The 23,884-nt window shown below is 73.9% G+C and carries 28 protein-coding genes; 16 read left to right on the plus strand and 12 right to left on the minus strand.

Features of this window, described 5'->3' with window-relative positions; all coding sequences use genetic code 11:
- Positions 1 to 21: 21 nt before the first annotated feature.
- A complete protein-coding gene (locus ACS04_RS23085) occupies positions 22 to 459 on the minus strand; it encodes a hypothetical protein (RefSeq protein ID WP_048478628.1) in 438 nt (145 codons plus the stop codon).
- 905 nt (positions 460 to 1,364) lie between these two features.
- On the opposite strand from ACS04_RS23085, the gene ACS04_RS23090 reads away from it, so the two are divergent.
- From ACS04_RS23090 to ACS04_RS23110, 5 genes are all read left to right on the plus strand, one after another.
- Positions 1,365 to 2,390, plus strand: a complete 1,026-nt coding sequence (locus tag ACS04_RS23090) for an NUDIX domain-containing protein (RefSeq protein WP_245236501.1) — start codon at positions 1,365 to 1,367, stop codon at positions 2,388 to 2,390.
- A 179-nt stretch (positions 2,391 to 2,569) separates the two neighbouring features.
- Positions 2,570 to 3,304: an SDR family oxidoreductase gene (locus ACS04_RS23095; protein ID WP_048478629.1), complete on the plus strand. Its 735-nt coding sequence runs from the start codon at positions 2,570 to 2,572 to the stop codon at positions 3,302 to 3,304.
- A 5-nt stretch (positions 3,305 to 3,309) separates the two neighbouring features.
- Positions 3,310 to 3,978 (plus strand): GNAT family N-acetyltransferase, encoded by a 669-nt coding sequence (locus ACS04_RS23100; RefSeq protein ID WP_048478630.1) that lies wholly within the window; start codon positions 3,310 to 3,312, stop codon positions 3,976 to 3,978.
- A gap of 48 nt (positions 3,979 to 4,026) precedes the next feature.
- Positions 4,027 to 4,524: a hypothetical protein gene (locus ACS04_RS23105; RefSeq protein ID WP_048478631.1), complete on the plus strand. Its 498-nt coding sequence runs from the start codon at positions 4,027 to 4,029 to the stop codon at positions 4,522 to 4,524.
- 210 nt (positions 4,525 to 4,734) lie between these two features.
- On the plus strand, positions 4,735 to 5,679 hold the full coding sequence (locus ACS04_RS23110) for a class I SAM-dependent methyltransferase (protein WP_048478663.1): 945 nt from the start codon (positions 4,735 to 4,737) through the stop codon (positions 5,677 to 5,679).
- Between the two features lie 142 nt (positions 5,680 to 5,821).
- Here the strand turns inward: ACS04_RS23110 and ACS04_RS23115 are convergent, their stop codons facing one another.
- Positions 5,822 to 7,321, minus strand: coding sequence for a DEAD/DEAH box helicase (locus ACS04_RS23115; RefSeq protein ID WP_048478632.1), 1,500 nt, complete (start codon positions 7,319 to 7,321; stop codon positions 5,822 to 5,824).
- 65 nt (positions 7,322 to 7,386) lie between these two features.
- On the minus strand, positions 7,387 to 7,881 hold the full coding sequence (locus ACS04_RS23120) for a MarR family transcriptional regulator (protein WP_048478633.1): 495 nt from the start codon (positions 7,879 to 7,881) through the stop codon (positions 7,387 to 7,389).
- 108 nt (positions 7,882 to 7,989) lie between these two features.
- Here ACS04_RS23120 and ACS04_RS23125 point away from each other — a divergent pair, with 108 nt between their 5' ends.
- Complete coding sequence (locus ACS04_RS23125) at positions 7,990 to 8,397, plus strand: HGxxPAAW family protein (protein ID WP_048478634.1); 408 nt, start codon at positions 7,990 to 7,992, stop codon at positions 8,395 to 8,397.
- A gap of 87 nt (positions 8,398 to 8,484) precedes the next feature.
- Positions 8,485 to 8,691 carry a cold-shock protein gene (locus tag ACS04_RS23130; RefSeq protein ID WP_048478635.1) on the plus strand — a complete coding sequence of 69 codons (207 nt, stop codon included), beginning with the start codon at positions 8,485 to 8,487 and terminating at the stop codon, positions 8,689 to 8,691.
- A 119-nt stretch (positions 8,692 to 8,810) separates the two neighbouring features.
- Here ACS04_RS23130 and ACS04_RS23135 read toward each other — a convergent pair whose 3' ends face one another.
- Positions 8,811 to 9,392, minus strand: a complete 582-nt coding sequence (locus ACS04_RS23135) for a TetR/AcrR family transcriptional regulator (RefSeq protein WP_048478636.1) — start codon at positions 9,390 to 9,392, stop codon at positions 8,811 to 8,813.
- The gene (locus ACS04_RS23140; RefSeq protein WP_048478637.1) at positions 9,389 to 9,742 is read right to left on the minus strand and encodes a DUF1304 domain-containing protein; all 354 of its coding nucleotides are present in this window, start codon (positions 9,740 to 9,742) and stop codon (positions 9,389 to 9,391) included. Before ACS04_RS23140 ends, ACS04_RS23135 begins: the two co-directional genes overlap by 4 nt.
- Before the next feature lie 87 nt (positions 9,743 to 9,829).
- Here ACS04_RS23140 and ACS04_RS23145 point away from each other — a divergent pair, with 87 nt between their 5' ends.
- Positions 9,830 to 10,825, plus strand: a complete 996-nt coding sequence (locus ACS04_RS23145) for a BtrH N-terminal domain-containing protein (protein WP_078865190.1) — start codon at positions 9,830 to 9,832, stop codon at positions 10,823 to 10,825.
- Between the two features lie 44 nt (positions 10,826 to 10,869).
- On the opposite strand, the gene ACS04_RS23150 is transcribed toward ACS04_RS23145, so the two are convergent.
- The 3 genes from ACS04_RS23150 to ACS04_RS23160 all read right to left on the minus strand — a co-directional run bounded on the left by ACS04_RS23150 (position 10,870) and on the right by ACS04_RS23160 (position 12,740).
- Positions 10,870 to 11,073, minus strand: a complete 204-nt coding sequence (locus ACS04_RS23150) for a ferredoxin (protein WP_048478639.1) — start codon at positions 11,071 to 11,073, stop codon at positions 10,870 to 10,872.
- Between the two features lie 4 nt (positions 11,074 to 11,077).
- Positions 11,078 to 12,265 carry a cytochrome P450 gene (locus ACS04_RS23155; protein ID WP_048478640.1) on the minus strand — a complete coding sequence of 396 codons (1,188 nt, stop codon included), beginning with the start codon at positions 12,263 to 12,265 and terminating at the stop codon, positions 11,078 to 11,080.
- A gap of 136 nt (positions 12,266 to 12,401) precedes the next feature.
- Complete coding sequence (locus ACS04_RS23160) at positions 12,402 to 12,740, minus strand: thioredoxin family protein (RefSeq protein WP_048478641.1); 339 nt, start codon at positions 12,738 to 12,740, stop codon at positions 12,402 to 12,404.
- 203 nt (positions 12,741 to 12,943) lie between these two features.
- Here ACS04_RS23160 and ACS04_RS23165 point away from each other — a divergent pair, with 203 nt between their 5' ends.
- Entirely contained in the window at positions 12,944 to 13,213 is a 270-nt protein-coding gene (locus ACS04_RS23165) for a hypothetical protein (RefSeq protein WP_048478642.1), read from the plus strand.
- Positions 13,214 to 13,294: 81 nt separating this feature from the next.
- On the opposite strand, the gene ACS04_RS23170 is transcribed toward ACS04_RS23165, so the two are convergent.
- The gene (locus tag ACS04_RS23170) at positions 13,295 to 13,669 is read right to left on the minus strand and encodes a DoxX family protein (protein ID WP_048478643.1); all 375 of its coding nucleotides are present in this window, start codon (positions 13,667 to 13,669) and stop codon (positions 13,295 to 13,297) included.
- 187 nt (positions 13,670 to 13,856) lie between these two features.
- Between ACS04_RS23170 and ACS04_RS23175 the strand changes: the two genes are divergently transcribed.
- Both ACS04_RS23175 and ACS04_RS23180 read left to right on the plus strand, forming a co-directional pair.
- Positions 13,857 to 14,216, plus strand: a complete 360-nt coding sequence (locus ACS04_RS23175; RefSeq protein WP_048478644.1) for a YciI family protein — start codon at positions 13,857 to 13,859, stop codon at positions 14,214 to 14,216.
- Between the two features lie 125 nt (positions 14,217 to 14,341).
- Positions 14,342 to 15,562 (plus strand): RNA polymerase sigma factor, encoded by a 1,221-nt coding sequence (locus tag ACS04_RS23180; RefSeq protein WP_048478645.1) that lies wholly within the window; start codon positions 14,342 to 14,344, stop codon positions 15,560 to 15,562.
- 19 nt (positions 15,563 to 15,581) lie between these two features.
- Here ACS04_RS23180 and ACS04_RS23185 read toward each other — a convergent pair whose 3' ends face one another.
- On the minus strand, positions 15,582 to 17,162 hold the full coding sequence (locus ACS04_RS23185) for a condensation domain-containing protein (protein WP_078865192.1): 1,581 nt from the start codon (positions 17,160 to 17,162) through the stop codon (positions 15,582 to 15,584).
- 292 nt (positions 17,163 to 17,454) lie between these two features.
- Positions 17,455 to 18,201, minus strand: a complete 747-nt coding sequence (locus tag ACS04_RS23190; RefSeq protein ID WP_048478665.1) for a GntR family transcriptional regulator — start codon at positions 18,199 to 18,201, stop codon at positions 17,455 to 17,457.
- 259 nt (positions 18,202 to 18,460) lie between these two features.
- Here ACS04_RS23190 and ACS04_RS23195 point away from each other — a divergent pair, with 259 nt between their 5' ends.
- Genes ACS04_RS23195 through ACS04_RS23215 form a run of 5 tightly spaced genes read left to right on the plus strand, consistent with a single transcriptional unit; the run spans position 18,461 to position 23,334 of the window.
- On the plus strand, positions 18,461 to 19,624 hold the full coding sequence (locus ACS04_RS23195) for an ABC transporter substrate-binding protein (protein WP_048478646.1): 1,164 nt from the start codon (positions 18,461 to 18,463) through the stop codon (positions 19,622 to 19,624).
- A complete protein-coding gene (locus ACS04_RS23200; protein ID WP_048478647.1) occupies positions 19,624 to 20,538 on the plus strand; it encodes an ABC transporter permease in 915 nt (304 codons plus the stop codon). The genes ACS04_RS23195 and ACS04_RS23200 overlap by 1 nt, the downstream gene beginning before the upstream one ends.
- The gene (locus ACS04_RS23205; RefSeq protein ID WP_078865194.1) at positions 20,535 to 21,500 is read left to right on the plus strand and encodes an ABC transporter permease; all 966 of its coding nucleotides are present in this window, start codon (positions 20,535 to 20,537) and stop codon (positions 21,498 to 21,500) included. The genes ACS04_RS23200 and ACS04_RS23205 overlap by 4 nt, the downstream gene beginning before the upstream one ends.
- Positions 21,501 to 21,505: 5 nt before the next feature.
- On the plus strand, positions 21,506 to 22,615 hold the full coding sequence (locus tag ACS04_RS23210; RefSeq protein WP_048478648.1) for an ABC transporter ATP-binding protein: 1,110 nt from the start codon (positions 21,506 to 21,508) through the stop codon (positions 22,613 to 22,615).
- Positions 22,612 to 23,334 carry an HAD family hydrolase gene (locus ACS04_RS23215; RefSeq protein ID WP_280921025.1) on the plus strand — a complete coding sequence of 241 codons (723 nt, stop codon included), beginning with the start codon at positions 22,612 to 22,614 and terminating at the stop codon, positions 23,332 to 23,334. Before ACS04_RS23210 ends, ACS04_RS23215 begins: the two co-directional genes overlap by 4 nt.
- Here ACS04_RS23215 and ACS04_RS23220 read toward each other — a convergent pair.
- Complete coding sequence (locus tag ACS04_RS23220) at positions 23,292 to 23,774, minus strand: hypothetical protein (RefSeq protein ID WP_158977465.1); 483 nt, start codon at positions 23,772 to 23,774, stop codon at positions 23,292 to 23,294. The two genes, ACS04_RS23215 and ACS04_RS23220, sit on opposite strands and share 43 nt — an antisense overlap.
- Positions 23,775 to 23,884: the final 110 nt, after the last annotated feature.

Genomic DNA, 23,884 nt, shown 5'->3' on the forward strand with positions numbered 1-23,884 from the left:
ACGCGTGCCGGGGCAACACACCTAGCGGCACAGGGCGACGATGGACGGGTGGACGGTGCCCTTGGCGGCCTCGCACAGAGAGCTCATGTCGTACGGAAGCGGTTGCGCGGGCCGGGGCCTCGGCTGGGCGGGCCCGCGCTTGCGGGGCGCCGGTGCCGGGCGTACGGGCCGGGCCGGCGGGTCGGGCGCCCGCCCGCGGTTGCGGGGTGGTGCCACCCGGCCCTGCGATTCCTGCGCCTCGGCCGCCGTGGCAGGCTCGGAGTCCGGCGCGGGCGAGGACGGAGTCTGTGATGCCGGAAGCCGCCCCAGCGGCAGCGCTCCGGCCACCGTTCCCGGCTCCGCGGCCGGAGCCGTACGGGCCGCCCGCGCGGGCCGTTCGGACCGTACGGTCACGCACCCGGCGGTCAGCGCCACCGCGAGGATCAGGAGCAGGGGCAGGGCCGCCCGACGCAACAGCATCCGCCCACCCTGCCGTATGGCAGCCGTTGGAACCTACGCACGGTCACACACACGAGTGACGGACGGCGGGCCTGGAGGGCCGCCGAGGGGGGGCGCAGCCCCGCTCCCACCCCGTGTCACCGGCCGTTCCCACGGTCGGGGGGCGGCGGCCCCGCGTGGCGAGCCGGAGCAGTTGTCCCAGCGGGCCGCGGCGCAACGGGCAGTCCGACCAGCAGCGCTGCCGGGCCCATGCCGCTGACAGCGCCCCCCCGCGAAAGCGCGGCTCGGCCTCGGCTGGGCGGGTAACGGTCCGGCGCAGCGGATCGGCGAGGGCCGGGTCGGCCGGCAGGGTCTTGGCGTCGGGGGCGGGGGCGGGGCCGGACACCGCGGCTGGGCGCGCTCCCGCGGCGCCCGGTCGGTCTTCTGCTGCACGAGGCGGGTTCCGTCTTGGCCCCGCCCTTCTCGACGGCGACGGCGACGGCGACGGGGACGGCGGAGGCGAAGCGCCGACCGGTCGCGCTGACCGGATCGGAGCCGAAGCGGGCGGCCCAGCCGGGGGAGGCCGTTCCGCCGGCCGAGCCGCGACCACGGGCGCGCTCCACCGCCCGTCGGCGGCGGCCCTGTGGGCGGCGTCCGCGCCCACGCCCGCACGGGAAGCGCGTCGTGGGGTGTTGCTGTCCTGGCAGGTCCGGCGGGGTCGGGTCGGACGGATTGCGGTGCGGGGTCGGTCGGTGAGGTGGTCGGACCGGCGGTTTTCAAGCCGCCAGTCCGCGAGATGAACGTACCAACGAAGAGGTAACAAGGTAATAAGGAGGTATAGGGTCGGCAAAGCAGTGGTGGTGGCCGCGGGGCCGGGAGGGCCGTAACCCCATGGCGGCAAGGGCTGTTGCACAGGCCGCAGGCCCCCCACGGTGAACGGAGTTCCGATGCCGCAGCTGACCGACCAGGCCGTGAGCGAAGACGAGGACGAGGGTGGCGGAGGCCGGCCGGGCACCTGGATGACGCCCCAGGAGTACGGGGCCTCGCGCGCCGCGCTCTGGACCGGAGCCGTGGTCCTGGTCACCGACGCGGACGGCCGGGTGCTCGTCCAGAGCGTCGACTACCGCCCCGACCGGCTGCTGCCCGGCGGCGCGGTGGACGCGGGCGAGGCCCCGGCGGCCGCCGCCGCCCGGGAGGTGCGCGAGGAACTGGGCGTCGAGGGCCGCTACCCGCGCGGGCTCGCCGTGGACTGGATCCCGCCCGACACCGCCGGCATCCCGCCCGAGATGGGCTTCCCCGGGGAGATCATGCACGTGTACGACGGCGGCACCTGGGCCCCCGAGCGGATCGGCAGGATCCGCCTCCCGGCCCAGGAAATCACCGCCGTCCACTTCGCCGAACCGGCCGACCTCCCCGCCCTGATGGACCCGGGCGACGCCCGCCGGGCGCTGTCCGCGCTGCGCGCCCGCGTCAACGGCGGTGGCCCCGCCCTGCTGGAGGACGGCCGCCCCACCCTGCCGACCGCCCTGGACCGGCTCGGGGTGCTGCGCAGCCGCCGCATCCCGCTCCACGGCACCTGGCACCCGGGCCCGGTGCCCGCCGGGCTGCCCGTACGGGAGCCCGCGGCCTGGCTGTTCGCCCCCGACGGGCGGGTCCTGCTGCTGATCTCCCGCACCACCGGTTCCGCGCACCTCCCGCCCCCCGTGCCGGCCTCCGTGCCGCTCGGCTACCGTCACGCCGACGGGGCGGCCCATCCCCGCACGGTGGCCCGGCTCCCCTCGCCGCTCCCGGCCGGCGATCCGGCGTACGCGCGCCTGCTGGCCACCCCGGAGCAGGTCCGCGAACTCGCCGACTGGGGTCCGGCCGGGCACGCCGAACTGGCCGCGGTCCACGAGGCCCGCGTCCGCCTCTCCCTCCCGCCGGCACCCCGCACCCCCCTCACCGAGCTCCCGGAGGAGGGCCCCGACCGCTGACCGCACCGCACGCCGGCCCGCACGCCGGCCCGCACACCGCACGCCGCAGGCCGGACCGCCCGCCGGCCCGCGCCCCGCACGCCGGGCCGTACCCCCCTTCGTTGCGGACCCCCACCGAACGGACGTACGGCCCGGCTGCGATCATGCCGTGTAGCGTCCACGGAACTCGGAGGGCAGCCATGGGGTTTGAACACCACCGCGTCGTCATCACCGCCGCCGGTCGGGACTTCGGGCGGACCCTTGCCCTCCGGTTCGCCGCGAGGGGAGCCGAGGTCCACCTCTCCGCGCGGACCCCCGAAGCCGCCGCGCGCGTCCGCGAGGAGATCCTCGCCCAGGGCCACGACGCCGACCGCGTCCACGCGTACGCGTGCGACCTCGCGGACCCGGTCTCCGTACGGGAGTTCGCGGCCGGGGTCGGCGCCCGCACCGACCGTGTCGACGTGCTCCTCAACAACGGCTCCCGCTACCACCACGGTGCGGACCTGCTCTCCGCCTCCGACGAGGACGTCGTCGCCACCCTCGCCTCCGGGGCCACCGGCACCGTCCTCGTCACCAAGGCGTTCCTCCCGCTGCTCCTGAACTCCGACAAGCCCGACATCGTGACGATGGTCTCCATCTGCGGCGAGAGCGGCCACCACCGCTCCGACGCGCACGACTCCTTCTACGCCGCCAAGTCCGCGCAGGCCGGGTTCACCGAGATCCTCTCCCGCCGGCTGCGCGAACAGGGCGTCCGCGTCATCTCCCTCTACCCGCCGGACTTCGACAACCACGACCCGCTGTCCCCGCACTGGGAGGGCGCCCCGCGTACGGCGAAGGACCCGCTGACTGCCCAGTCGCTGGTCGACTGCGTCTTCTTCGCCGTGGGCCAGCCGCGGGACTGCTTCATCAAGTCCTTCCACTTCGAGCAGGTCTGACGGGCATGGGACGTACGCGCGACGCGCTCGCGGAGATCCTGGCCGCGGCGGCCGCCGGCGAGTTCCCGCCGGCCGACGGCGGAACGACGGTGGTGCCCCAGCCCAGTGCGCGCGACGCCGGGGTCATCGCCTTCACCGCCCACTCCGTCGTGTTCACCGACGAGGACCCGCGATGGGTGCGTTCCGCGCTCGCCGCCCTCGAATGCGACGCGCTGGCGGCCACCATGCACCCCCGCTTCCTCGCCGCCCTGATGGACCGCACCCACCGCACCACCGACACCATCGACCTGCTCACCGTCGCCGGCCCGCTGCCCGGCGACCCGCCGCTGGAGCTGCGCGAGGTCGACGACCCCGACCACCCCCGGGTACGCCGGGCCCTGCGCCGCCGCGACGGCGTGCGGGTCTGGTCGGCCGACGGGGGAGTACTCGTACTCGGGCGGGGCATCGGGGGCCGCTGGGAAGCGGCGATCGAGGTGGACGAGGGAGCCCGCCACCGCGGGCTGGGCCGTGACCTGGCCCGGGCGGCCCGCCACCTCGTCCCCGGCGGCGAACCGGTCTGGTCGCAGCAGGCCGCGGGCAACGCACGCAGCATCCGGGCCTTCCAGGCCGCCGGATTCCGCCCGGTCGGCTCGGAGGCCCTGCTGCTGGTGCCCCCGGGCCGGAGCCGGATGTGAGGCACCCCTGGACACCGGAGGTTCACAGGGGTCGTGTGGAATGGGTGCATGGGGAGAAGTGAGAACCACATAGGGGCCGAGGGCACGGCCACCGTGCCCGAGCACTGGCGGTACGGGCGCCACCTGGCGGCCCTGGCCGCCGCAGCGGCCGCCGGAGTGGGCGAGGCCGACGCCGTCGCCTCCGTACTGCGCGACCGCGACCCGGTGATGGCCGAGAGCGCGGTGGTCACCCACCTCGACCGCCGCGCCGCCCAGCTGCTGGCCGACCCGCGGTTCCCCGGCTGGGCGCACGCCCTGGGCGCCGCGATCGGCCCCCGCGCCTTCCCCGCCCGTCGGCTGCGCGAGTGGACCCTGCTCAAGACGATCACCGACGGCGAGCCGTGGTCCCCGGCCGAGCTCACCGCCGCCTCCGACTGGTGCCAGCGCACCGCCGCCCAGTCGCTCGCCTCGTACGAGGCGCTCGGCCTGCTCGCCACCACGGCCCGCACCCACCGCGTGCGCACCGTCGCCGCCGCCCGCCTGCGCCGCCGCAGCGCCACGGGCTGAGCCCGGCGGGAAGGGAGAGGCGGGAAGGAAGGGCCCGGTGGGGGCGCGGGGTGCAAGGGGGCAATCCGCAGCAAGACGGGTACGGGCGGCAGTGGTTTTGTCAGCTGGGCACAGGAGTCTCGTCACACGGCCGTTCGAGGGTTTAAGGTCTGCCTACCTGGCCGGGTATCAGCGTTGATTCCGATGCCGTTCCGCTGGAGGCTGCTCTCCGTGTCGCACGTTTCCCATGCTCCCGTCACCACCCCCGACGGCGAGCCGGCCCCGCCCGCACCGACCGCGTACAACCAGGTCAACGGTTGGTTCTCGGGCTATGACCAGGTGCTCTTCGACTGGTTCCTGTCCCGCCGCGGGGGCGGGGACGGGAAGCCGGGCGATCTGCTCGAACTCGGCGCCTTCATGGGGAAGAGCGCGATCTTCCTCGGGGGATACCTGCGGGAGGGCGAGGAGTTCACCGTCTGCGACCTCTTCGACTCGCCGGCCCCGGACGACTCCAATCTCGCCGAGATGCAGGACTCCTACCCGACGCTCACCCGCCGCGGCTTCGAGACGAACTACCTGGCCTTCCGCGAGACGCTCCCCACGATCATCCAGGCGCCGACCTTCGTCGTCGCCGACCGCGTCCGCCCGGCCAGCTGCCGGTTCATCCACATCGACGCCTCGCACCTCTACGAGCACGTCGTCCAGGACATCGAGTCCTCGCGCGTCGTGGCCGCCCCGGACGCCGTCGTCGTCTTCGATGACTACCGCTCCGAGCACTGCCCCGGCGTCGCCGCCGCCGTGTGGGCCGCGGTGGCCACCGGCGACCTGCACCTCATCGCCGTCTCGGCCTCGAAGCTCTACGCGACCTGGGGCGACGCGGCTCCCTACCAGGCGGAGCTGCTGACCTGGCTGGAAGACCGCAAGGACCTGTGGCACGGGGTGGATGTCGTGGCCGGGCAGTCCCTCGTCCGCATAGGCGACGAGGGGGCCGTTCCGCCCGCGCCCCCGCAGCCGCTGCGTCCGGCTCCCGAGCCGGCGCCGGAGCCCGTACGCACGGCGCACCAGCCGGGCCCGCGGCCGCGGGCCGGGGTCGCCTGGCGCAGGCTGGCCAAGGACCTGCTGCCGCCGGTGGTCACCCGCGCCATCGTGGCCTGGCGGCGCCGCCGCCGGGGCTGACCCGGGGGCCGGTCCGCCCGCGGACGCACGTACGGCGCCGGTCCCCGCCGCGGGGACCGGCGCCGGTGCGTCGGGACGGCATCCGCCCGGGACGGCATCCGCCCGGGACGGCATCCGCCCGGGGCGTCAGCCGCCGGGCGCGTCAGCCGCCCTTGCGGACCCGGGCCGCGCGCCGCGCCTCGGCCAGCTTGCGCGCCTCCGAGGTCTTGCGGGACTCCTTCCCCGCGCCGGGCCGGCCCGGCCGCGTGCCGATCCCGCGGAAGCCGAGGTCCGTGCCCGAGGGGCGGCCCTTGGCGTCGGTCGGCTCGGCGCCGGCGAGCGGCACTCCGGAGGGGGCCTTCGCGCCGGTGATCCGGCTCAGCGCCGCCTCACCGGAGCGGACCTGGGTGGTGGTGGGCCGGATCTTCGCGTCGGCCATCAGCCGGACCATGTCCCGGCGCTGGTTCGGGGTGACCAGGGTGACGACCTTGCCGGACTCGCCGGCGCGCGCGGTGCGGCCGCCCCGGTGCAGGTAGTCCTTGTGGTCGGCCGGCGGGTCCACGTTCACGACCAGGTCGAGGTCGTCGATGTGGATGCCGCGCGCGGCGACGTTGGTCGCGACGAGCACCGTGACCGCCCCGGTCTTGAACTGCGCCAGCGTGCGCGTGCGCTGGGGCTGCGACTTGCCGCTGTGCAGCCCTTCCGCCCGTACGCCCATGGCCCGCAGGTGCTTCACGAACTGGTCCACCCCGTGCTTGGTGTCCAGGAACATCAGCACCCGGCCCTCACGCGCCGCGATCTCGGTGGCGGCGGAGTACTTGTCGGCGGAGTGGATGTGCAGCACGTGGTGGTCCATCGTGCTCACCGAGGCCGCCGACGGGTCGACGGAGTGGGAGACCGGGTCCTTCAGGTAGCTGCGCACGAGCTGGTCCACGTTGCGGTCCAGGGTGGCGGAGAACAGCATGCGCTGCCCGGCGTGGTGCACCTGGTCGAGGATCTCGGTGACCTGCGGCATGAAGCCCATGTCGCACATCTGGTCGGCCTCGTCGAGGACGGTGATCCTCACCCGCTCCAGGTGGACGTCGCGCCGCCCGACCAGGTCGCTGAGGCGTCCGGGGGTGGCCACGACGACCTCCGCGCCGGTGCGCAGCGCGCTCACCTGCCTGCCGATCGACAGCCCGCCGACCACCGTGGCCATCCGCAGCTCCAGGGCCTGCGCGTACGGCGTCAGGGCTTCGGTCACCTGCTGCGCCAGCTCGCGCGTCGGTACGAGGACCAGGGCCAGCGGGCGCTTCGGGTCGGCCTTGCGGCCCGCGGTGCGCGCCAGCAGGGCCAGGCCGAAGGCCAGGGTCTTGCCGGAGCCGGTGCGGCCGCGTCCGAGGATGTCCCGGCCGGCCAGGGAGTTGGGGAGCGTCGCCGCCTGGATGGGGAACGGCTGCGTCACCTCCAGGTCGGTCATCGTCGTCACCAGCTCACGGGGCAGGTCCAGCTCCGAGAACGCCTCCACCGGCGGCAGCGCCGGCTCGACCGTCTTCGGCATCGCGAACTCGCCCATCAGGGGAGCGGTCCGGGGGGTCTTGCCGCCCGACTTCGCACCGCCCTTGGCGCCTGCCTTGGCTCCGGCCTTGATGCCGAAGCGCCCGTGAACCGACGGGTTCTTCATGCAGAACCTTCCGTGAGACGTGAAAAGTCGAATTTTACCATCGGGGACACGGCGCGCCGGGCCCGCTACGGGGCCGCGGGCCCCAGCCGGCCGCTGCGGACATCGGCGAGGTGGGCGGTCATCTCGACCGTCGCCCGCGCGAACCAGTCGGCGATGACGGCGACCTCGTCGGGGGAGTACTGCGCGAACACCGCGCCGAGCCGGGCGTAGAAGGGCTCGTACACGGCGAAGACCCGGGCGGCGGCCGCCGGGTCGGCCACCACGCGCACCCGCCGCCGGTCCGCGGGATCGGGCTGACGGCGGGCGTACCCGGCCCGCTCCAGGCGGTTGAGGACCCCGGTCACGGCGCCGGTGGTCAGGTTAGTGAGCTCCGCGAGGTCTCCGGCGCCCAGCGGTTCCTCGCCGGCCCCCAGGACGTGGCCCAGGCAGGTCAGGTCGGTGACGTTCAGCCCCAGCAGCTGCGCGACCTCCTGCTGGCCGATGAGGCCCAGTGCCACGTACCGGTCCATGCGCGACAGCGCCTCCTGGGCCGTGGCCGCGGGGCGGGAGTTGCCCTCCACGCGAAAACTCCTTAGTGTCTAAGTAACTTAGATCGTGAGATGCTTATCTTGTTCACTAAGGCATCTCCGCTTCCGAGCCTACTGCCGCCCGTCCGTCTGGAGAGAATCATGAGCGCGCACGGAGACGTCGACATGGGGCACACGGTCGCCGGGTGGACCGGTACCGCTCTGGCCCTGATCGGCTGCACCGGAGCGGGGGCCGCCGTCTGCGCGGCCTGGATGCCCGGGGTCTGGCTCGGCCTCGGCCTCGTCGCCGCGGCCGCGGTCGTCACCTGGGTCCTGCACCTCGCCGGCTGGGGCAAGCCCGGCGGACCCCGCCCCCGTACCGAATGGGACTGGCGCACGCGCGACGCCGGCGCGCGGACCGGGCACGCGCACTGCCTGGGCTGCCGGGCCGGGCGCCGGGCCGCCGCCCCGGCGCCCGGCCCGGTGCGGGGCGCGGGCCCGGCGCTCGGCCCGCAGTCCGTTGAGCCGGCCGGTCAACAGTTCGAGGCTGCCCCGATCGGCCGCGCCTGAGGTGTGGTGGGTGTGACAGATGGGCAGGATTGGGTCGGTTGCACCTCACGTGCGGCCCGCGTGGAACGTTGAGAAGGATCAGTACTGATGGCAACAGGCACCGTGAAGTGGTTCAACTCGGAGAAGGGCTTCGGCTTCATCCAGCAGGACGATGGCGGCCCCGACGTGTTCGTGCACTTCTCCGCCATCCAGGGCACCGGTTTCAAGGAGCTGCAGGAGAACGACAAGGTCGAGTTCGACGTCACCCAGGGACCCAAGGGCCCGCAGGCGGAGAACGTGCTTCTCCAACGGTGACGCCCGTGTGACGCCACTTCACGAGCCCAGGCCGTGACATGAGCCCCGCCGGTCGGTCCGGCGGGGCTCATGGCTGTCGCGGGCCGGGCCCGGACCATCGGGGGCCGGGCCCGCGGCTGTCAGGCGGCGGTGGGCCCGGCCCCCGCCCGGTGCAGGGCCAGCAGCAGCGGCCAGAGCCGGCCGGCCAGCTCCGCCGGGGAGCCGGGGATGCCGTCGTGCAGCCAGTCGGCGAGGATCCCGGTGAAGGTGGCGGCCACCGCCGTGGCGACCAGGTCGGCGTGGGGTGCGCCGGCCGCCGCCCGCTCGGCGCGGGCCCGGGCGCGCAACTCCCGGTGGAGCCGCTCGCCGAGCGGGCCGCCGCCGCCCGGAAGGAGCAGGGTGCGGTACAGGGCCGCGTGAGCCGAGGCGTCGGCCAGGAAGGCGGCCAGTGCGGCCGGGGGGCGCGCCGGGGCCCGCGCCCCGGGTTCCGTCTGCCAGGCGTGCAGGGCGTCGACCGCCGCGTGCACCACGTCGGCGCAGGCGTCGACGGCCAGCGCCGGGAGGTCCTCGTAGTGCAGGTAGAACGTGGCCCGGCCGACACCGGCCCGGCGGACCACGGCCGAGACGCTGACCTCCCCGAGCGGCCGGCCGGCGCACTCGGCGAGCAGGCTCTCGCGCAGCCGTGCCTTGGTGCGGGCGGTACGCGGGTCCTCGGGGCTCACGCGGCCGACAGCGCCGCGCCGAGGGCGAGAGCGCCGGGCAGGGCCTGGGCGAGGAGGATGCGCCGGTTTGCGGTCGCGCCCCCGTACAGCCCGGCGACGATCACGCAGACGAGGAAGAAGACCTGCGTGGCGAGCGAGTCGATGACCAGGGACCAGATCAGGCCGGCGGCCAGGAAGCCGTTGTAGAGGCCCTGGTTGGCGGCGAGCGGCGCGGTGCGGCGGGCCAGGTCCGCGTCGAAGCCCGACAGGGCCCGGCCGGGCGGCCGCTGCCACAGGAACATCTCCAGCACCAGGAAATACGCGTGCAGAGCGGCGACCACAGCTATGAGGACCTGAGCGACCGTGTGCACGACAACCTCCAGTTGACCGGATTTCCTGGACAACTGTACAGGAAGTCGTCGTCAGGTCCATGGCCGGCGCGCGGCTAGGCTGACCGCATGACTGTGCTCGTGTACGAAGACTTCGGAACCGGACGCCATCGCGAGGCCTCCCTGATCCGCCACGCCCTGGGCAGTGCCCACGACGAGGAGCTGATCGCGGGCCTGGCCGGCGGGATCGGCTTCATGTACTTCGTGTTCGAGTACGCGGGCCGGCTGCCCATCCCGACGATCGTCGCGCAGGCCCACCCCGAGCCCTGGGTGCAGGTCGCGCTGCGGCGCCTGCACATCCCCTACGACGCCACGCGCGCCACCAAACCGCGCTGGGGCCGGGTCCGCGCGGCGCTCGACGGCGGCCAGCCCGCCTTCTGCGTCGTCGACCGGTCGTCGCTGCCCTGGCACGAGGCCGACACCGACGCCGAGATGATCGGCACCGACCCGTACACCGTCGTCATCGCCGGATACGACGGCGACGACCTGCTGATCGAGGACGGGGCCGAAGCCCCCTACCGGATCGACCGCGAGGAGTTCGGCGCCGCCTGGACCGCGCACCGCAACGGGCGCCACCAGCTCGTCGTGCCCACCGGCCCGGCCGAGGGCGAGCCGGACGTCGAGGGGGCCGTCGCCGCGACCGTCACCCGCCTCACCGGGCCGGTGCTCGGCAACCAGTTCGACGTCAACTTCGGGTTCTCCGGCATGGAGAAGCTGGCCGCGCAGCTGCGCGACCGGACCACGGAGACGGGCTGGGAGCGGCGGTTCGCCGCCCCGGAGGCCTTCCGGGCGGGTACCGCGCGGCTGTACGCCTGCCTGGAGGAGGAGTGGACCGCCCCCGGCGCCACCCGCCCCCTGTACGCGGATTTCCTCGACCTCGCCGGACGGCCGGAGGCGGCCTCGCTCCTGCGGGACTCCGCCGGACACTGGTCGCGACTGGCGGACCTGGCCCGTACGGCCGAGCCGGACTCCGACGCCCCCGCGCGGCGGGCCCTGTTCGACGAATGCGCCGAACTCGTGGACCGCTCGCTGGACCTGGAGCGCCGGGCCGTCGCCCTGCTCTGAGCCGTACGGGCCCGCGCGCAGCCCTCACCCGGGTGCGCGCGGGGTCACTCCTCCCGGATGCTGATCGCGGCGACCGGGCAGGCCCGGGCGGCCTCGCGCAGCAGGGGGCTGCCGTTGCCGTCCTCGCGGCCCGGGAGCACCTGGCTGAAGCCGTCGTCGTCCTGGGTGAACACGTCCGGTGCGGTCAGGGCGCACTGCCCCGCGCCGATGCAGACGTCCGTCTTGATGTCGATGCGCTGTGGCGACATGTCCTCACCATGCCACGGGGAGTTCGATCATGCCCTGGATGGTGTCGCCCGGGCGGAACGGGATCCGGTCGGGTTCGGCCGCCAGACGGAGCCCGGGCAGGCGCGCGAACAGCGTCCCGAGGGCGATCTCCATCTCGGCGCGGGCCAGGTTCTGCCCGAGGCACTGGTGGATCCCGAAGCCGAACGCGACGTGGTGCCGGGCGGAGCGGTGCCAGTCCAGCGCGTCCGGCTGCGCGAACACCGCGGGATCCCGGTTGATGACGGAGGTGGAGAACACCACCCCGTCGTCCGGGCGGATCGTCACGCCACCGATCTCGATGTCCTCGGTGGCCACCCGCAGCATGCCGTCCGCGATGGACAGGAAGCGCATCAGCTCCTCCACGGCCACCGAGATCAGCGAGGGGTCGGTGCGCAGCTCGGTCAGCTGCTCCGGGTGCCGCAGCAGGGTGAACGTACCGAGGGAGATCATGTTCGCCGTGGTCTCGTGGCCCGCGACCAGCAGGATCGCGGCCAGCGCGACCAGCTCCTCGACGTCGGTCTCGCCGGTCTCCAGGCGGGTCGCGACGAGCTCGTCGAGCAGCCCGTCACCCGGGTCGGTCCGCTTGCGCTCGATCAGATCGGCGAGGTAGCCGTTGATCTGGTCCCGGGCGGCCTCCACGTCGGCGAGCTCGGGCCCGCGCAGCAGCCGTCGCGACGCCCCCTCGAAGAACTCGTGGTCCTCGTAGGGAACTCCGAGCAGGGCGCAGATCACCGTCGAGGGGACGGGCAGGGCGAAGTCGTTCACCAGCTCGGCCCGGGGGCCTCGGGCGACCATCTCGTCGATCAGCCGGTCCACGGTCTCCTGGATGGCGGGCCGCAGGGCCGCGGTCCGCTTCAGGGTGAAGCTCGGGATGAGCATCCGGCGCTGGGCGTTGTGCTCGGGGTCGTCGACGCCCAGCAGGGCCGTACGGCGGTTCTGGAGCCCCTTGAACCGCTTCGTGGGGGTGGGGAAGGCTTCGTTGCGCCGGTCGGCGGAGAGCCGTCCGTCCGAGAGCAGGGCGCGCGCCTCGGCGTGCCCGGTGACCACCCAGACCGAGCGGCCGTCGAAGAGGGTGACCCGGGAGAGCGGCCGGCCCTCGCGGAGCGGGTCGTACGCGGTCGGCGGGTGGTAGGGGCAGGTTCGGTCCTGGGGAAAGGCAACGGTCTCTGACATGCGACACCTCGTAAGCATGGTTCCGTGGGTCCGTCTCGCCGGAATCCATTACATGCCCAAGGCACCTATCTGACCTATGCCACTTTCGGCCAGATGGACCGCTTTCGCCCGGCAGGCCGAGCGGCCTGCCGGACGCTCAGAGATGGGCGTCCAGGAACGCGCGGAGCTCGGCGCGGCTCATCGCGCCGGCCTGGCTCGCCACGGCCTCGCCGTCCTTGACGAGGACGACGGTGGGGGCGCCGGTCACCGCGAAGCGCCTGGTCGGTTCGGGGCAGCGGGTCATGTCGGTGCGGACGGCCGTCAGGCGCGTGCCGTAATCCTCGGCCGCCTCGGCCACGAGCGCGTCCATCGCGCGGCAGGACTCCAGGGCCTTGGGCCAGGTGCCGATGAAGTAGGCGAGAACCGGCCCCTCGGTCATGCCGAGGATGAAGTCGAACTCCTGGTTCTCCAGCGGCTGGTGTACCCGACGTGCCATGGGCGGTGCTCCTGCTTCGTGTGCCGAGTGATGCGCGGTGGGTCCCCCATCATCGCCGCCGGGGCCGCCGGCCCCGCATTCCGTCCTCGCCGCGGCGGGCGGCGTTGCGGCGGGGAAGCGTGCCCGCCGGGCAGCGCCCGCCCCGAAGGCTGCGGACCGGCGCCGCGGGGCCCGTTGTCAGTGGCGGCTGTGAAGCTGGGCTCATGGACGACAGGATGCTCAGGCGCCGGGTCTACGGCGCCGACCACGACGACCCCGACCCCGGCGCGCGCCCCGGCCGCCTCTACGGCGAACTCGTGGGCGGCCCGCTGGACGGGCTCCTCCTGGACATCACGGGCTGGGGCCCGCGCCGGCTCGCCGAAGAGGCCCGGCTCCCCACCGAGATAGGCCGCTACGGGGCCGGCGGCCGGGCCCACTACCGCCGCCGCGCCGCCGATCCGGACCACTGGGACTGGGTGGGCGACAGCCGCTGATCCGCGGGACGGGCGTGGGCGATGGCGGGTGATCCGCCGGACCGGGTGGGCAACGGACTGTGATCGGCAGGAGGGGCGGCGTCAGCCGGCGGCGCCCCGGCTCACCTTGCGGGCCCACAGGACCAGCGGGACCTGGAGCGGCAGCCGGGCGAGCGTGGCGGCCCGGAGGGCGGGGGAGCGGCGCCCGGCGTCGACGGCCATCTTCACGTTCGCCGGGAACACGCCGACGAAGAACGCCGCAGTGGCCAGCGCCGCCACCCGGCGGGTCCGCGGATGGGCGACACCGGCGGCCAGCGCCAGCTCGGCCGCGCCGCTCGCGTACGTCCACTGCCGGGCGGTGCCGGGCAGGGCGCTCGGGACGATCGCGTCGAACTGCTTCGGTGCGAGCGCGTGCGCCATGCCCGCGGTCGCCAGCAGCCCGGCGAGCAGGAGGGGGGAAGAGGGGGTGCGCGGCATCGGGGGGTCCTCTCGGAGGGGGCCGGAACCCGCGATCCTACTCGCCAGTAGGGCTCTCGGGCCCGGAACAATCTTGAAGAATCTTTCTGAGGAAATCTCCGGGGAGCTGTCGATCCGGGCGCCTCCCGTTCGACGAAGCAGTGAGAGGCGGGGAAAGCCCCCCCCGTCCGACCGAGGAGCCACCACCATGCCGCGCTTCCTTTCCCTGATCCGCATCGACGAGCAGGCCCTTCCCGCCGACACCGAGTTCCCGCCGGAGTTCGGGGAGCGGATGGGCGCGCTGATGGAGGAGATCACCAAGGCGGGGGTCATGCTCGACACCGCCGGCCTGCTCCCCACCTCCGAGGGGACCCGGGTGACCTGGTCCGGCGGGAAGCTGAGCTACACCGACGGGCCCTTCACCGAGACCAAGGAGGTCGTCGGCGGCTACGCCATCCTCCAGGCGAAGGACAAGGCCGAGGCGCTGGAGTGGACCAAGCGGTTCCTGGAGATCCACCCCGAGGAATGGACGGTCGGCGCCGAGCTGCGCCAGATCGACGGGGGCTGACCCACCGCGCCATGGCGACCGCGGCAACCCCGCCGCGCGCCACGACCGCGCCACGGCCGCGCGGCGCCCCGCGCCGCGTTTGCACTGCCTCGTCACGGCTGCTCTGATGGGTGGCCGTGACGGCAGTGAGCGCGACCCAGGCGGTCGAAACGGTGTTCCGGATCGAGTCGGCGCGGATCATCGCCGCCGCCGCGCGCATCGTGCGCGACGTCGGCATCGCCGAGGAGATCGCCCAGGACGCGCTGGTCGCCGCCCTGGAGCAGTGGCCGGAGTCGGGTGTCCCGGACAGACCGGCCGCCTGGCTCATGGCCACCGCCAAACACCGCGCGATCGACCTCGTGCGCCGCAAGGAGACGTACGCCCGCAAGCTGGCCGAGGTCGGCCGGACCCTGGAGGACGTACCACCGCCCGCCGAACCCGCGGCTCCCGAGGACATCGACGACGACCTGCTGCGGCTGATCTTCACCGCCTGCCACCCCGTCCTGGCCACCGAGGCCCGGATCGCGCTCACCCTGCGCCTGATGGGCGGGCTCACCACGCAGGAGATCGCCCGGGCCTTCCTCACCTCGGAGCCCACCGTCGCCCAGCGCATCGTCCGGGCGAAGCGGGCGCTGGCCAAGGCGGGGGTGCCCTTCGAGGTCCCGTACGGAGCCGACCGCGAGCAGCGGCTCGCCTCGGTCCTTGAGGTCATCTACCTGGTCTTCAACGAGGGGTACTCGGCGACCGCCGGCGACGACCTCGTCCGCCCCGCCCTGTGCGAGGACGCCCTGCGGCTGGCCCGCGTACTGGCCGCACTGATGCCCAAGGAGCCCGAGGTCCACGGGCTGGCGGCGCTCCTGGAGTTCCAGGCCTCCCGGATTCCGGCCCGTACCGGCCCCGGCGGGGAGCCGGTGCTGCTGGCCGACCAGAACCGGTCCACCTGGAACCGGATGCTGATCCACCGCGGCGCCCGCGCGATGCGGGACGCGGGGAGCGGCCCGTACTCCGTGCAGGCCGCGATCGCCGGCTGCCACGCGGAGGCCGTGCGCTACGAGGACACCGACTGGGAGACGATCGCCACTCTGTACGGACGGCTCGTCGAGCTGGTCCCGTCCCCGGTCGTGGAACTCAACCGGGCGGTCGCCGTTTCGATGGCGCAGGGGCCGCAGGCCGCGCTCCCGCTGGTCGACGCCCTCGCCGCGGAGCCCGCCCTGCGCGGCTACCACCTGCTGCCGAGCGTACGGGGCGACCTGCTGGAGCGGCTGGGCCGCCGGGAGGAGGCCCGGGCTGAGTTCGAACGCGCCGCCTCGCTCACGCACAACGCGCGCGAACGGGACCTGCTGCTGGGGCGTGCCGCCCGCGCCTGAACACGGGCGGCCGGCGTCGTCAGGAGCGGCTGGTGGAGGGGGCGTACGCGGCCGCGCCGTCCAGGGCCGCGCCCTCGCGGGACGCGCCGTACAGCGGGGTCCCGAGCGGGCGGCGCGGCGCGGTGAGCGCCACCGGCCGCCGGAAGGATCCGTGCCGGGCGATCTCCCGGACCGTCGCGCGCAGCGCCTCCTGGAAAGCGTCCATCGTGCGACGGGCCGCCTCGGTGTCCACGTAGATCGAGTTCATGTGCAGGCCGTCGGCGTCCCGCTGGAACCAGGAGCAGGCGCCATTGGCCCGGGCCGACCACACGTGCGAACTCGGCCGCCAGTCCTCGTGCCGCTCGGCGCCGGGACACTTGCGGGTGTCGATGTACGAGAAGAAGTTCACCGGGTAGGGCCAGGAGCGGGCGGCGAACTCGGCGGGGGCCAGCAGCTGCCAGGCCCGTACGAACGGCACGTCGATGTGCCTCATCATCTCGCCGAACCCGGCCCGGACCGCCGCCATGACCTGGGCGAAGTCCCGGCCGGGCGAGGCGTCGAACTCGATCGGCATGGTGTTGACGAACCAGCCCACCGAATTCGCCCAGCCGGACCGGCCGCGCTCGCTGACCGGCATGAAGCCCCGGTACACGCCCGGGCCGCCCGCCTCGCGCAGGCAGACCGCGACGGCCGCCAGGACCCCCATGAACGGCTTGCCGTCGACCGCCCGGCAGGCCTTCTCGAACACCTCGGTCTCGGCCGCGTCCAGCAGCGGCGAGGCCTCGTTGACGATCGGGTACATCCGGTCCGGCTCCACGCCCAGTTCGAGGGGGAAGCGGGGGAAGAACTCGCCGCCGCCGCGGGCCATGAACGACTTCCAGTACCCGAGGCGCTCGTCCCCGGTCTCGATGGAGAGGTAGCGGCGGCGCTGCTCCTCGGCGAAGTCGAGATAGCTCGGCGCGGGCGGCAGATCGATCTCCTCGCCGCGGCGCAGCGCCTCGTACGCGCTCTGCACCTCGTGGACCACGATCGGCATGGACAGGCCGTCGCACACGATGTGGTCGAAGGCCAGGTAGACGGTCGCGGACTCCTCGCGCAGGACGGCGCCCATGGTGAACAGCGGCCAGGAGAGGGTGTCGATGCTGCGCTTGAACCGGTCGACGAGGAAACCGCGCAGGGCCGCGGAGGAGTCGAAGTCCGCCACGGGCACGGTGTCGAGGGCGAGTTCCGCGGCGGCGATCGGCTCGCACGCCAACTCGCCCGCGAGACGGCGGAATTCGCACCGCAGCACCTCGTGCCGGCGTACGAACGCCAGCAGGGCCCCCGTCAGGGCACGCTCGTCCAGTACGCCCGTGACCTCGAAGGTGACCGCGATCCAGGACGCGACGGGGTCGTCGGCGCCGCGGCTCTCCTCGGCGACGGTGAAGTGCTTGTCCTGGTTGAAGGAAGCCCTCCTGCCCGCCGCGTCGGCCGCCACCCCGCCCGGCGCGGCCGCCGGCACCCCGCCCGGCGCTTCGCCCGTGGCGCCGCTGTCCGCCGCCGTCCCGGCCGTGGACCGCAACCGCCACTCGACGACCCGTCCCGGTGCCATCTGGTGCATCTCCAGAGGAAACTGCCGCATTCCGTCATCCCTTCGCCCCCAGAGTCAACCCCGAGGCCCTAACGACACCCGCCCCACGGAAGTGACGCCCGCCAGTCCGCCCCCAGGTGGGGCCCGCTCACGCGGACGGTTCCTCGACCGGGTCGGGACGGACCTCGATGTGGTCCGAGGCCGCATGCCGGGCGGCGCCCGGGCGGGCCCCTGCGGCATCGACAACGGGGCTTCAAGGGCCCTGGGTTGCCGCCTTGGCCGGGTCGCGGACCGGCCGCCCGGGCGAGCGGTGAGGCGGCCGCCGCGCCCGCCTTGTGAGCCGTCAGCCCTCGCCCGTACGGCGCTCCAGCGGAGTGGCTACCGCCGAGTTGCTCACACTGAACGTGACGCTGCCGGCGCGGTAGCGGTCGTCGGTCCACTCGATCGGGCGGCCGGTGGCCGTGGCCGAGACATGCCGCTGGCGCAGCAGCGGGCTGCCGCGCCGGATCTCCAGCAGCCGGGCGTCCTCGCTGCCGGCGGAGAGCGCGTCGATGAGGTGCTCCCCGTAGTGGGCGACGATCCCTGAGTCGTTCGCGAGGCTGTCCATCACGGAGCGGACGTCGACCGGCATCGCCTCGACCGGCGCCGCGACCCAGTCGGCGAACGCGGTCCGCTCCACCATGGTGGGCTCCCCGTCGAGGAGCCTCAGCCGCAGCACGGACAGGATCGCGGTGCCCGGCGCGAGCGCGAGCCGCTCCGCCTCCTCTGCGGTGGCCGGCCGGCGCACCCGGGAGAGGAAGCGGCTGGTGACCTCCTGGCCGAGCCCCTCGGCCCACTGGGCGAAGCTGTTGAGCTCGCCGAAGCTGTGCCGCCGCTCGTGGCGCAGGACGATCCTGCGGGCTCCCTGCCGGGAGCCGATCAGCCCCTCGGCGGCGAGCGTGGCCACCGCCTGCCGCACGGTCCCGCGCGAGGCGGACCAGCGGGTGGCCAGATCGCTCTCCGAGGGCAGCTGGGCGCCCACCGCGTACTCGCCGGAGAGGATCGCGGTGCGCAGCGCGTCGGCGATCTCCAGATACCGGATCGTGCCCATTGCGTACTCCGCCCCCTCGCTGACCGCGCCGATGTCCACCGAACGCCGTCGACCGTATCCCGACGAGCCCCCCGACCCGGGGGTCGAAGATCATTAGACCCTTCCTGTCACGCCTTCTTTCGGTCAATCTCGTCTCTTCCTCGACTCGTGCCCCCCGGTCCAGTCCCCGTTCACCGTCCGTACAGCGAGGCCGGGCGAACTGGAGCCAACTTGTTCAGACAAGTAGACCCCCGTCAGGAACCCGTCTCCGGGAGAGACCGTGCTCAGTTCCTCCGCCCGCCGCGGTGCGGCCGTACTGCTCAGCGCCGCCGTCCTCACCACGCTCAGCGCGTGTGGCGCCGCTCCGGACCAGGCCGCCGGCACCGCCGGCGACGGCAAGTCCAAGGCCCAGCCGGGCGCCGCCACCTCGGCGGCCGACCTCGGCGGCATGGACGCCCTCGTCGCGGCCGCCCAGAAGGAGGGTCAGCTCAACGTCATCGCGCTGCCGCCGGACTGGGCGAACTACGGCGAGATCATCAAGGCCTTCGAGGCCAAGTACAAGATCAAGGTCAACAGCGAGAACCCCGACGCCTCCAGCGCCGACGAGATCGCCGCCGTGAAGTCCCGCAAGGGCCAGACGCGCGCCCCCGACGTCATGGACCTCGGCATCGCCTTCGCGCGCAGCGGGGCCGCCGAGAACCTGTTCGCGCCGTACAAGGTCACCGCCTGGGACAAGATCCCGGCCGGCCAGAAGGACGCCGACGCCCGCTGGTACAACGACTACGGCGGCTACGTCTCCATCGGCTGCGACGCGGCCAAGATCCCGAACTGCCCGACCACGTTCGCGGACCTGCTGAAGCCCGAGTACAAGGGCAAGGTCGCCCTCAACGGCAACCCGACCAAGTCCGGCTCCGCCTTCGGCGGCGTCTACGCGGCCGCCCTCGCCAACAAGGGCTCCTTCGCCGACATCCAGCCCGGCATCGACTTCTTCGGCCAGCTGCGCAAGAACGGCAACTTCATCCCGGTCGAGTCCACCCCGGCCACCGTGGAGAAGGGCGAGACGCCCATCTCCATCGACTGGGACTACCTGAACGCCGGCTACGCCGAGCAGTTCAAGGGCAAGGGCGTCGACTGGAAGGTCGCCGTCCCCACCGACGGCGTCTACGCCCAGTACTACTCGCAGGCCGTCAACAAGGAGGCCCCGCACCCGGCGGCCGCCCGCCTGTGGATGGAGTTCCTGTACAGCGCCGAGGGCCAGAACCTCTACCTCAAGGGCCACGCCCGCGCCGTCCTGCTCCCCGTCCTGACCCAGGACGGCACCGTCGACAAGGACGCCGCCGCCAAGCTCCCGCAGATCCAGGGCACCCCGGCCTTCCCCGCCTCCGCGGAGCTGGACAAGGCCAAGGCCACCCTCGCCGAGAAGTGGGACAAGGCCCTCTCCTGATGTCCCCCTCCACCCCCACCTCCCACCCGGAGGGGACCCCCGCCGGCGGCGGCACCACCAACCGCCGCCGGCGGCGCGGCCCGCGCACATGGCTCGCCGCCCTGCCCCTCCTCGCCTTCACCGGGCTCTGCTTCGGCATCCCGCTCGGCGCCATCGCGTTCGGCGCGGTCACCCGCACCGACCCCTCGACCGGCACCACGCAGCTGACCGGCGAGCACCTCGCGCGCTCCCTCCAGGGCCCGTACCTCGACTCGCTCATCGGCAGCGTCCAGCTCTCCGCCCTCACCGCGCTGATCGGCGGGGTGCTCGGGGTCCTGATCGCACAGGCCGTGGTCACCTCCCGGTCACAGGCGCTGCGCAGCGCCGCGCTGACCGCGTCCGGCGTGCTCGCCAACTTCGGCGGCGTGCCGCTCGCGTTCGCGTTCATCGCCACCGTGGGCATCTCCGGAGTCGTCACCCAGCTCGCCGACCTCACCGGATTCGGCTGGAACCTGTACTCCTTCACCGGCCTGACCGTGGTCTACCTGTACTTCCTGATCCCCCTCATGGTGCTCGTGATCGCCCCGGCGCTGGACGGACTGCGCCCGCAGTGGCGCGAGGCCGCCCAGAACAACGGGGCCACCGGCCGGCAGTTCTGGCGCCACGTCGGACTTCCGGTCCTGGCGCCCTCGCTGCTCGGCGGGTTCGTGCTGCTCTTCGGCACCGCCTTCGCCGCCCACGCCACGGCCGCCGCCCTGGTCGGCGGCTCCGTGCCGCTGGTCACGCTCAAGATCGCCGACGCGCTGTCCGGGAACGTGCTGACCGGTCAGGAGAACGTGGCGCTCGCCCTCGGCCTCGACATGATCCTGATCGCCGGCCTCGTCATGGCGGTCTACCTGCCCCTCCAGCGACGGAGCGCCCGATGGCTGCGATGACCCCGACGCCCGCACCGGCGACCCCGGACGCCACCCCGGACACCGCCTCGGGCACCACCGCGCCCGCCGCGGCGGCGCCGGCCGGCCCCTCGGTGAAGGCCCGTGCCCCGCGCCGCCGCCCCCGTCCCCGCGTCTGGCGCGCAGCCGTGTTCCTGCTGGCGGGCGCGTACTTCCTCGTACCGCTCGTCGCCTCCTTCGTGTTCACCGTGCACGTACCGGGCCAGGGCGTCAGCTTCGAGGCGTACACCCAGCTCCTCGCCGCGGACGGGTTCACCGAGAGCATGCTGCTCTCCCTCGGGCTGGCCGCCGCGACGATCGCGCTCTCGCTGCTGCTCGCGGTGCCCGCGCTGGTCGCCGTACGCCTCGGCTCGCCGCGGCTGCGCCCGGTCGTGGAGGTGATGTGCATGCTGCCGCTGGTGGTCCCGCCGATCGCGCTGGTCACCGGTATCACCACGGTGCTGCGCTGGGGGCCCGAGCACTTGTCGCGGACCCCGCTCTACCAGACCTTCCTGGCCGTGCAGGACGAGCGGTTCCCCGTCGTGCTCGTCCTCGCGTACACGGTGCTGGCGCTGCCCTTCGTCTACCGCTCCCTCGACGCGGGCATGCGCGCCGTCGACGTGCCGACGCTGGTCGAGGCCGCCCGCAGTTGCGGCGCGAGCTGGCCGTACGTGGTCCTGCGCGTGCTGCTGCCCAACCTCCGGGCCTCGCTCGCCGGAGCGGCGTTCCTCACCCTGGCACTGGTCCTCGGCGAGTTCACCATCGCCTCGCTGCTGGGCTTTCGGCCCTTCGCCGTGTGGATCGTCACCATCTCCGGGGCCCACGCCCGGATGTCGGTCGCCGTCTCCGTCCTCAGCCTCCTCATCACGTGGCTGCTGCTGCTCGTCCTCTCGCGGGCCGGGACCAACCCCGCCACGGTGTCCTCCGCCCCCAGTACCTCCCCCACCTCCCGCAAGGAGTCCTGACCTCCATGTCCACCACCCTTCCCGCGGCCAGGCAGTCCGAGGGTTTTGACGGCCGCACGGACTCCGCGCCGGGCGCGCGCGTCGAATTCCGCGGCCTGCGGCGGGCGTTCGGCTCCACCGTCGCCCTCGACGGGCTCGACCTGACCATCGAGCCGGGCGAACTCGTCGCCCTGCTCGGCCCGTCGGGCTGCGGAAAGACCACCGCCCTGCGCGTGGTCGCGGGCTTCGAGCAGCCCGACTCCGGTGAAGTCCTGGTCGACGGCGAGGACATCACCCGCGTCCCGGCCAACCGGCGCGACGCCGGGATGGTCTTCCAGTCGTACAGCCTCTTCCCGAACCTCAGCGCCCGCGACAACGTGGCCTTCGGCCTGCGCGTGCGGGGGGTCGGCGCCGCCCGGCGCCGCGAGCGCGCCGCCGAACTCCTCGACCTGGTCGGCCTGCCCGACCACGGGGACCGCTACCCGCACCAGATGTCCGGCGGCCAGCAGCAGCGCGTGGCCCTCGCCCGCGCACTGGCCCTGCGCCCCCGCGTCCTGCTCCTCGACGAGCCGCTCTCCGCGCTCGACGCGAAGGTACGGGCCAGCCTGCGCGACGAGATCCGCCGGCTCCAGCTCTCCCTCGGCATCACCACCGTGTTCGTCACGCACGACCAGGAGGAGGCGCTGTCGATGGCCGACCGCGTCGCCGTCCTGAACGCCGGCCGCCTGGAGCAGTGCGCGGCCCCCGCCGAGTTGTACGAGCGCCCCGCGACGCCCTTCGTCGCCGAGTTCGTCGGCACCATGAACCGGCTGCCCGGACGGATCACCGACTCCGGCCTGGTGGAGGTGGCCGGTGCCCGGCTGCCCGTCGACGGCCCCGTCCCGACGGCGACGAGGGAGGTGGAGGTGCTGGTCCGGCCCGAGAACGTCACCGCGACCGCCGACCCCGAGGGCACGGCCACCGTGGTCGCCGCCTCCTTCTTCGGCGCCGTGACCCGGCTCCACCTCGACCTGCCCGGCGGCACCTCCGTCAAGGCGGACCTGCCCTCGCGGGACGCGGGCGAGCTGGCGCCGGGTGCGCGGGCCGCCGTCGGTCTGACCGAGCGCCCCGTGCTCGTCGTGGCCCGGTCCGCGTGAGCGGCCTCGCGGCCGTCCTGTTCGACATGGACGGCACCCTCGTCGACACCGAGGTGCTGTGGTGGCGGTCCACCGAGCGCGTCGCGCGCGGTCTCGGGCACGAACTCACCGGCGCGGACGCCCCCGAGGTCGTGGGGCGCGCCGTCGAGGACACCGCCGCCCACCTCGTACGGGTCTGCGGAGGGGGAGACCCGTACGCGGTGGCGCGGTCGCTGACCTCGGACTTCTTCCGCGCGGTGGAGGCGGGGGCGCCGATGCGGCCCGGAGCCCAGCGCCTGCTGACCGCCCTCGAAGCCGAGGGCGTGCCCTTCGCCCTGGTCAGCGCCTCCCCGCGGCTGGTCGTCGACTCGGTCGTCGGCGGTTCGCTGGCGCACGTCCCGTTCGCGTTCACGCTGTCCGCCGACGACACGGACCGGACCAAGCCGCACCCGCAGCCCTACCGGAGCGCCGCCGAGCGGTTCGGCGCCGACGTGCGGGACTGCGTGGCGGTGGAGGACTCGCCCGACGGCGCGGCCTCCGCGGAGGCCGCCGGATGCGGGGTACTGGTGGTCCCGTCGCTGCTGGAGGTGCCGGCCTCGCCCGTACGCACCTTCGCGCGGTCCCTGGAGGACGTCACCGTGGAGCTGCTGCGGGCCTGCCTCGGCGGCGGCGTACCGCGCCAGGACCGCCCGGGGGCTCAGGAGTCCAGGCCGAGCAGCCCCTCGACGCCCTCCACGTAGGCGGCCGTCGGGGTGCCGGGAGCGGTGGCCGCCGCGTGGCGCAGCGAGGGCAGGCCGGCGCGGACGAACGCCGCGCACTGCCCGTACAGCCCGGCCTCGTGCGAGGACCCGTCGTCCTCGGTGCCGAGCAGTGCCAGCAGGGTCCACAGCAGCGCCTCGCGGGTGGCCAGCCGCGGCGGGCCCGCCGACCACACAGCCAGCAGCACCCCGCACACCGCGGGGGCGGGCGGGTGCAGGCGGCCGGACAGAAAGGCGTGTCCCTCCAGAGCACGGAACGCGGCGGGATGCCCCTCGGCCGCCGCCCACAGGGTGTCCACGAGATGCCCCGCATCGCGGCCGCAGCCGCAGGCGATCGCCTCCCACTCGTGCCGGCCGATCTGCGCCTCCACCGCGTCGGGCACCAGGGGGCTGGTGCGCGGTGTGTTGTCCGTCCCTCTCATGCGAGCAGTATGGGGATCGGGAACCGGCCCTGACCAGGGGGCTCCGCGAGTCGGAACGGGCCTGTGACCAGGGCCCGGTTCCGGCCGCGGATCTTGGCCGGAACCGGATC

Origin of the sequence: Streptomyces roseus (assembly GCF_001044425.1) — a bacterium.
Classification (GTDB): Bacteria; Actinomycetota; Actinomycetes; order Streptomycetales; family Streptomycetaceae; genus Streptomyces; species Streptomyces roseus.

Excerpts from the sequence above, each read along its gene's own strand:
- ACS04_RS23160 (WP_048478641.1), bottom strand. The coding sequence starts at position 12,740 with ATGGCACGTCGGGTACACCAGCCGCTGGAGAACCAGGAGTTCGACTTC.
- ACS04_RS23095 (WP_048478629.1), top strand. The coding sequence starts at position 2,570 with ATGGGGTTTGAACACCACCGCGTCGTCATCACCGCCGCCGGTCGGGAC.
- ACS04_RS23210 (WP_048478648.1), top strand. The coding sequence starts at position 21,506 with ATGTCCACCACCCTTCCCGCGGCCAGGCAGTCCGAGGGTTTTGACGGC.
- ACS04_RS23165 (WP_048478642.1), top strand. The coding sequence starts at position 12,944 with ATGGACGACAGGATGCTCAGGCGCCGGGTCTACGGCGCCGACCACGAC.
- ACS04_RS23085 (WP_048478628.1), bottom strand. The coding sequence starts at position 459 with ATGCTGTTGCGTCGGGCGGCCCTGCCCCTGCTCCTGATCCTCGCGGTG.
- ACS04_RS23205 (WP_078865194.1), top strand. The coding sequence starts at position 20,535 with ATGACCCCGACGCCCGCACCGGCGACCCCGGACGCCACCCCGGACACC.
- ACS04_RS23170 (WP_048478643.1), bottom strand. The coding sequence starts at position 13,669 with ATGCCGCGCACCCCCTCTTCCCCCCTCCTGCTCGCCGGGCTGCTGGCG.
- ACS04_RS23185 (WP_078865192.1), bottom strand. The coding sequence starts at position 17,162 with ATGCGGCAGTTTCCTCTGGAGATGCACCAGATGGCACCGGGACGGGTC.
- ACS04_RS23155 (WP_048478640.1), bottom strand. The coding sequence starts at position 12,265 with ATGTCAGAGACCGTTGCCTTTCCCCAGGACCGAACCTGCCCCTACCAC.
- ACS04_RS23150 (WP_048478639.1), bottom strand. The coding sequence starts at position 11,073 with ATGTCGCCACAGCGCATCGACATCAAGACGGACGTCTGCATCGGCGCG.
- ACS04_RS23190 (WP_048478665.1), bottom strand. The coding sequence starts at position 18,201 with ATGGGCACGATCCGGTATCTGGAGATCGCCGACGCGCTGCGCACCGCG.
- ACS04_RS23125 (WP_048478634.1), top strand. The coding sequence starts at position 7,990 with ATGAGCGCGCACGGAGACGTCGACATGGGGCACACGGTCGCCGGGTGG.
- ACS04_RS23130 (WP_048478635.1), top strand. The coding sequence starts at position 8,485 with ATGGCAACAGGCACCGTGAAGTGGTTCAACTCGGAGAAGGGCTTCGGC.
- ACS04_RS23105 (WP_048478631.1), top strand. The coding sequence starts at position 4,027 with ATGGGGAGAAGTGAGAACCACATAGGGGCCGAGGGCACGGCCACCGTG.
- ACS04_RS23100 (WP_048478630.1), top strand. The coding sequence starts at position 3,310 with ATGGGACGTACGCGCGACGCGCTCGCGGAGATCCTGGCCGCGGCGGCC.
- ACS04_RS23090 (WP_245236501.1), top strand. The coding sequence starts at position 1,365 with ATGCCGCAGCTGACCGACCAGGCCGTGAGCGAAGACGAGGACGAGGGT.
- ACS04_RS23175 (WP_048478644.1), top strand. The coding sequence starts at position 13,857 with ATGCCGCGCTTCCTTTCCCTGATCCGCATCGACGAGCAGGCCCTTCCC.
- ACS04_RS23145 (WP_078865190.1), top strand. The coding sequence starts at position 9,830 with ATGACTGTGCTCGTGTACGAAGACTTCGGAACCGGACGCCATCGCGAG.
- ACS04_RS23115 (WP_048478632.1), bottom strand. The coding sequence starts at position 7,321 with ATGAAGAACCCGTCGGTTCACGGGCGCTTCGGCATCAAGGCCGGAGCC.
- ACS04_RS23220 (WP_158977465.1), bottom strand. The coding sequence starts at position 23,774 with ATGAGAGGGACGGACAACACACCGCGCACCAGCCCCCTGGTGCCCGAC.
- ACS04_RS23200 (WP_048478647.1), top strand. The coding sequence starts at position 19,624 with ATGTCCCCCTCCACCCCCACCTCCCACCCGGAGGGGACCCCCGCCGGC.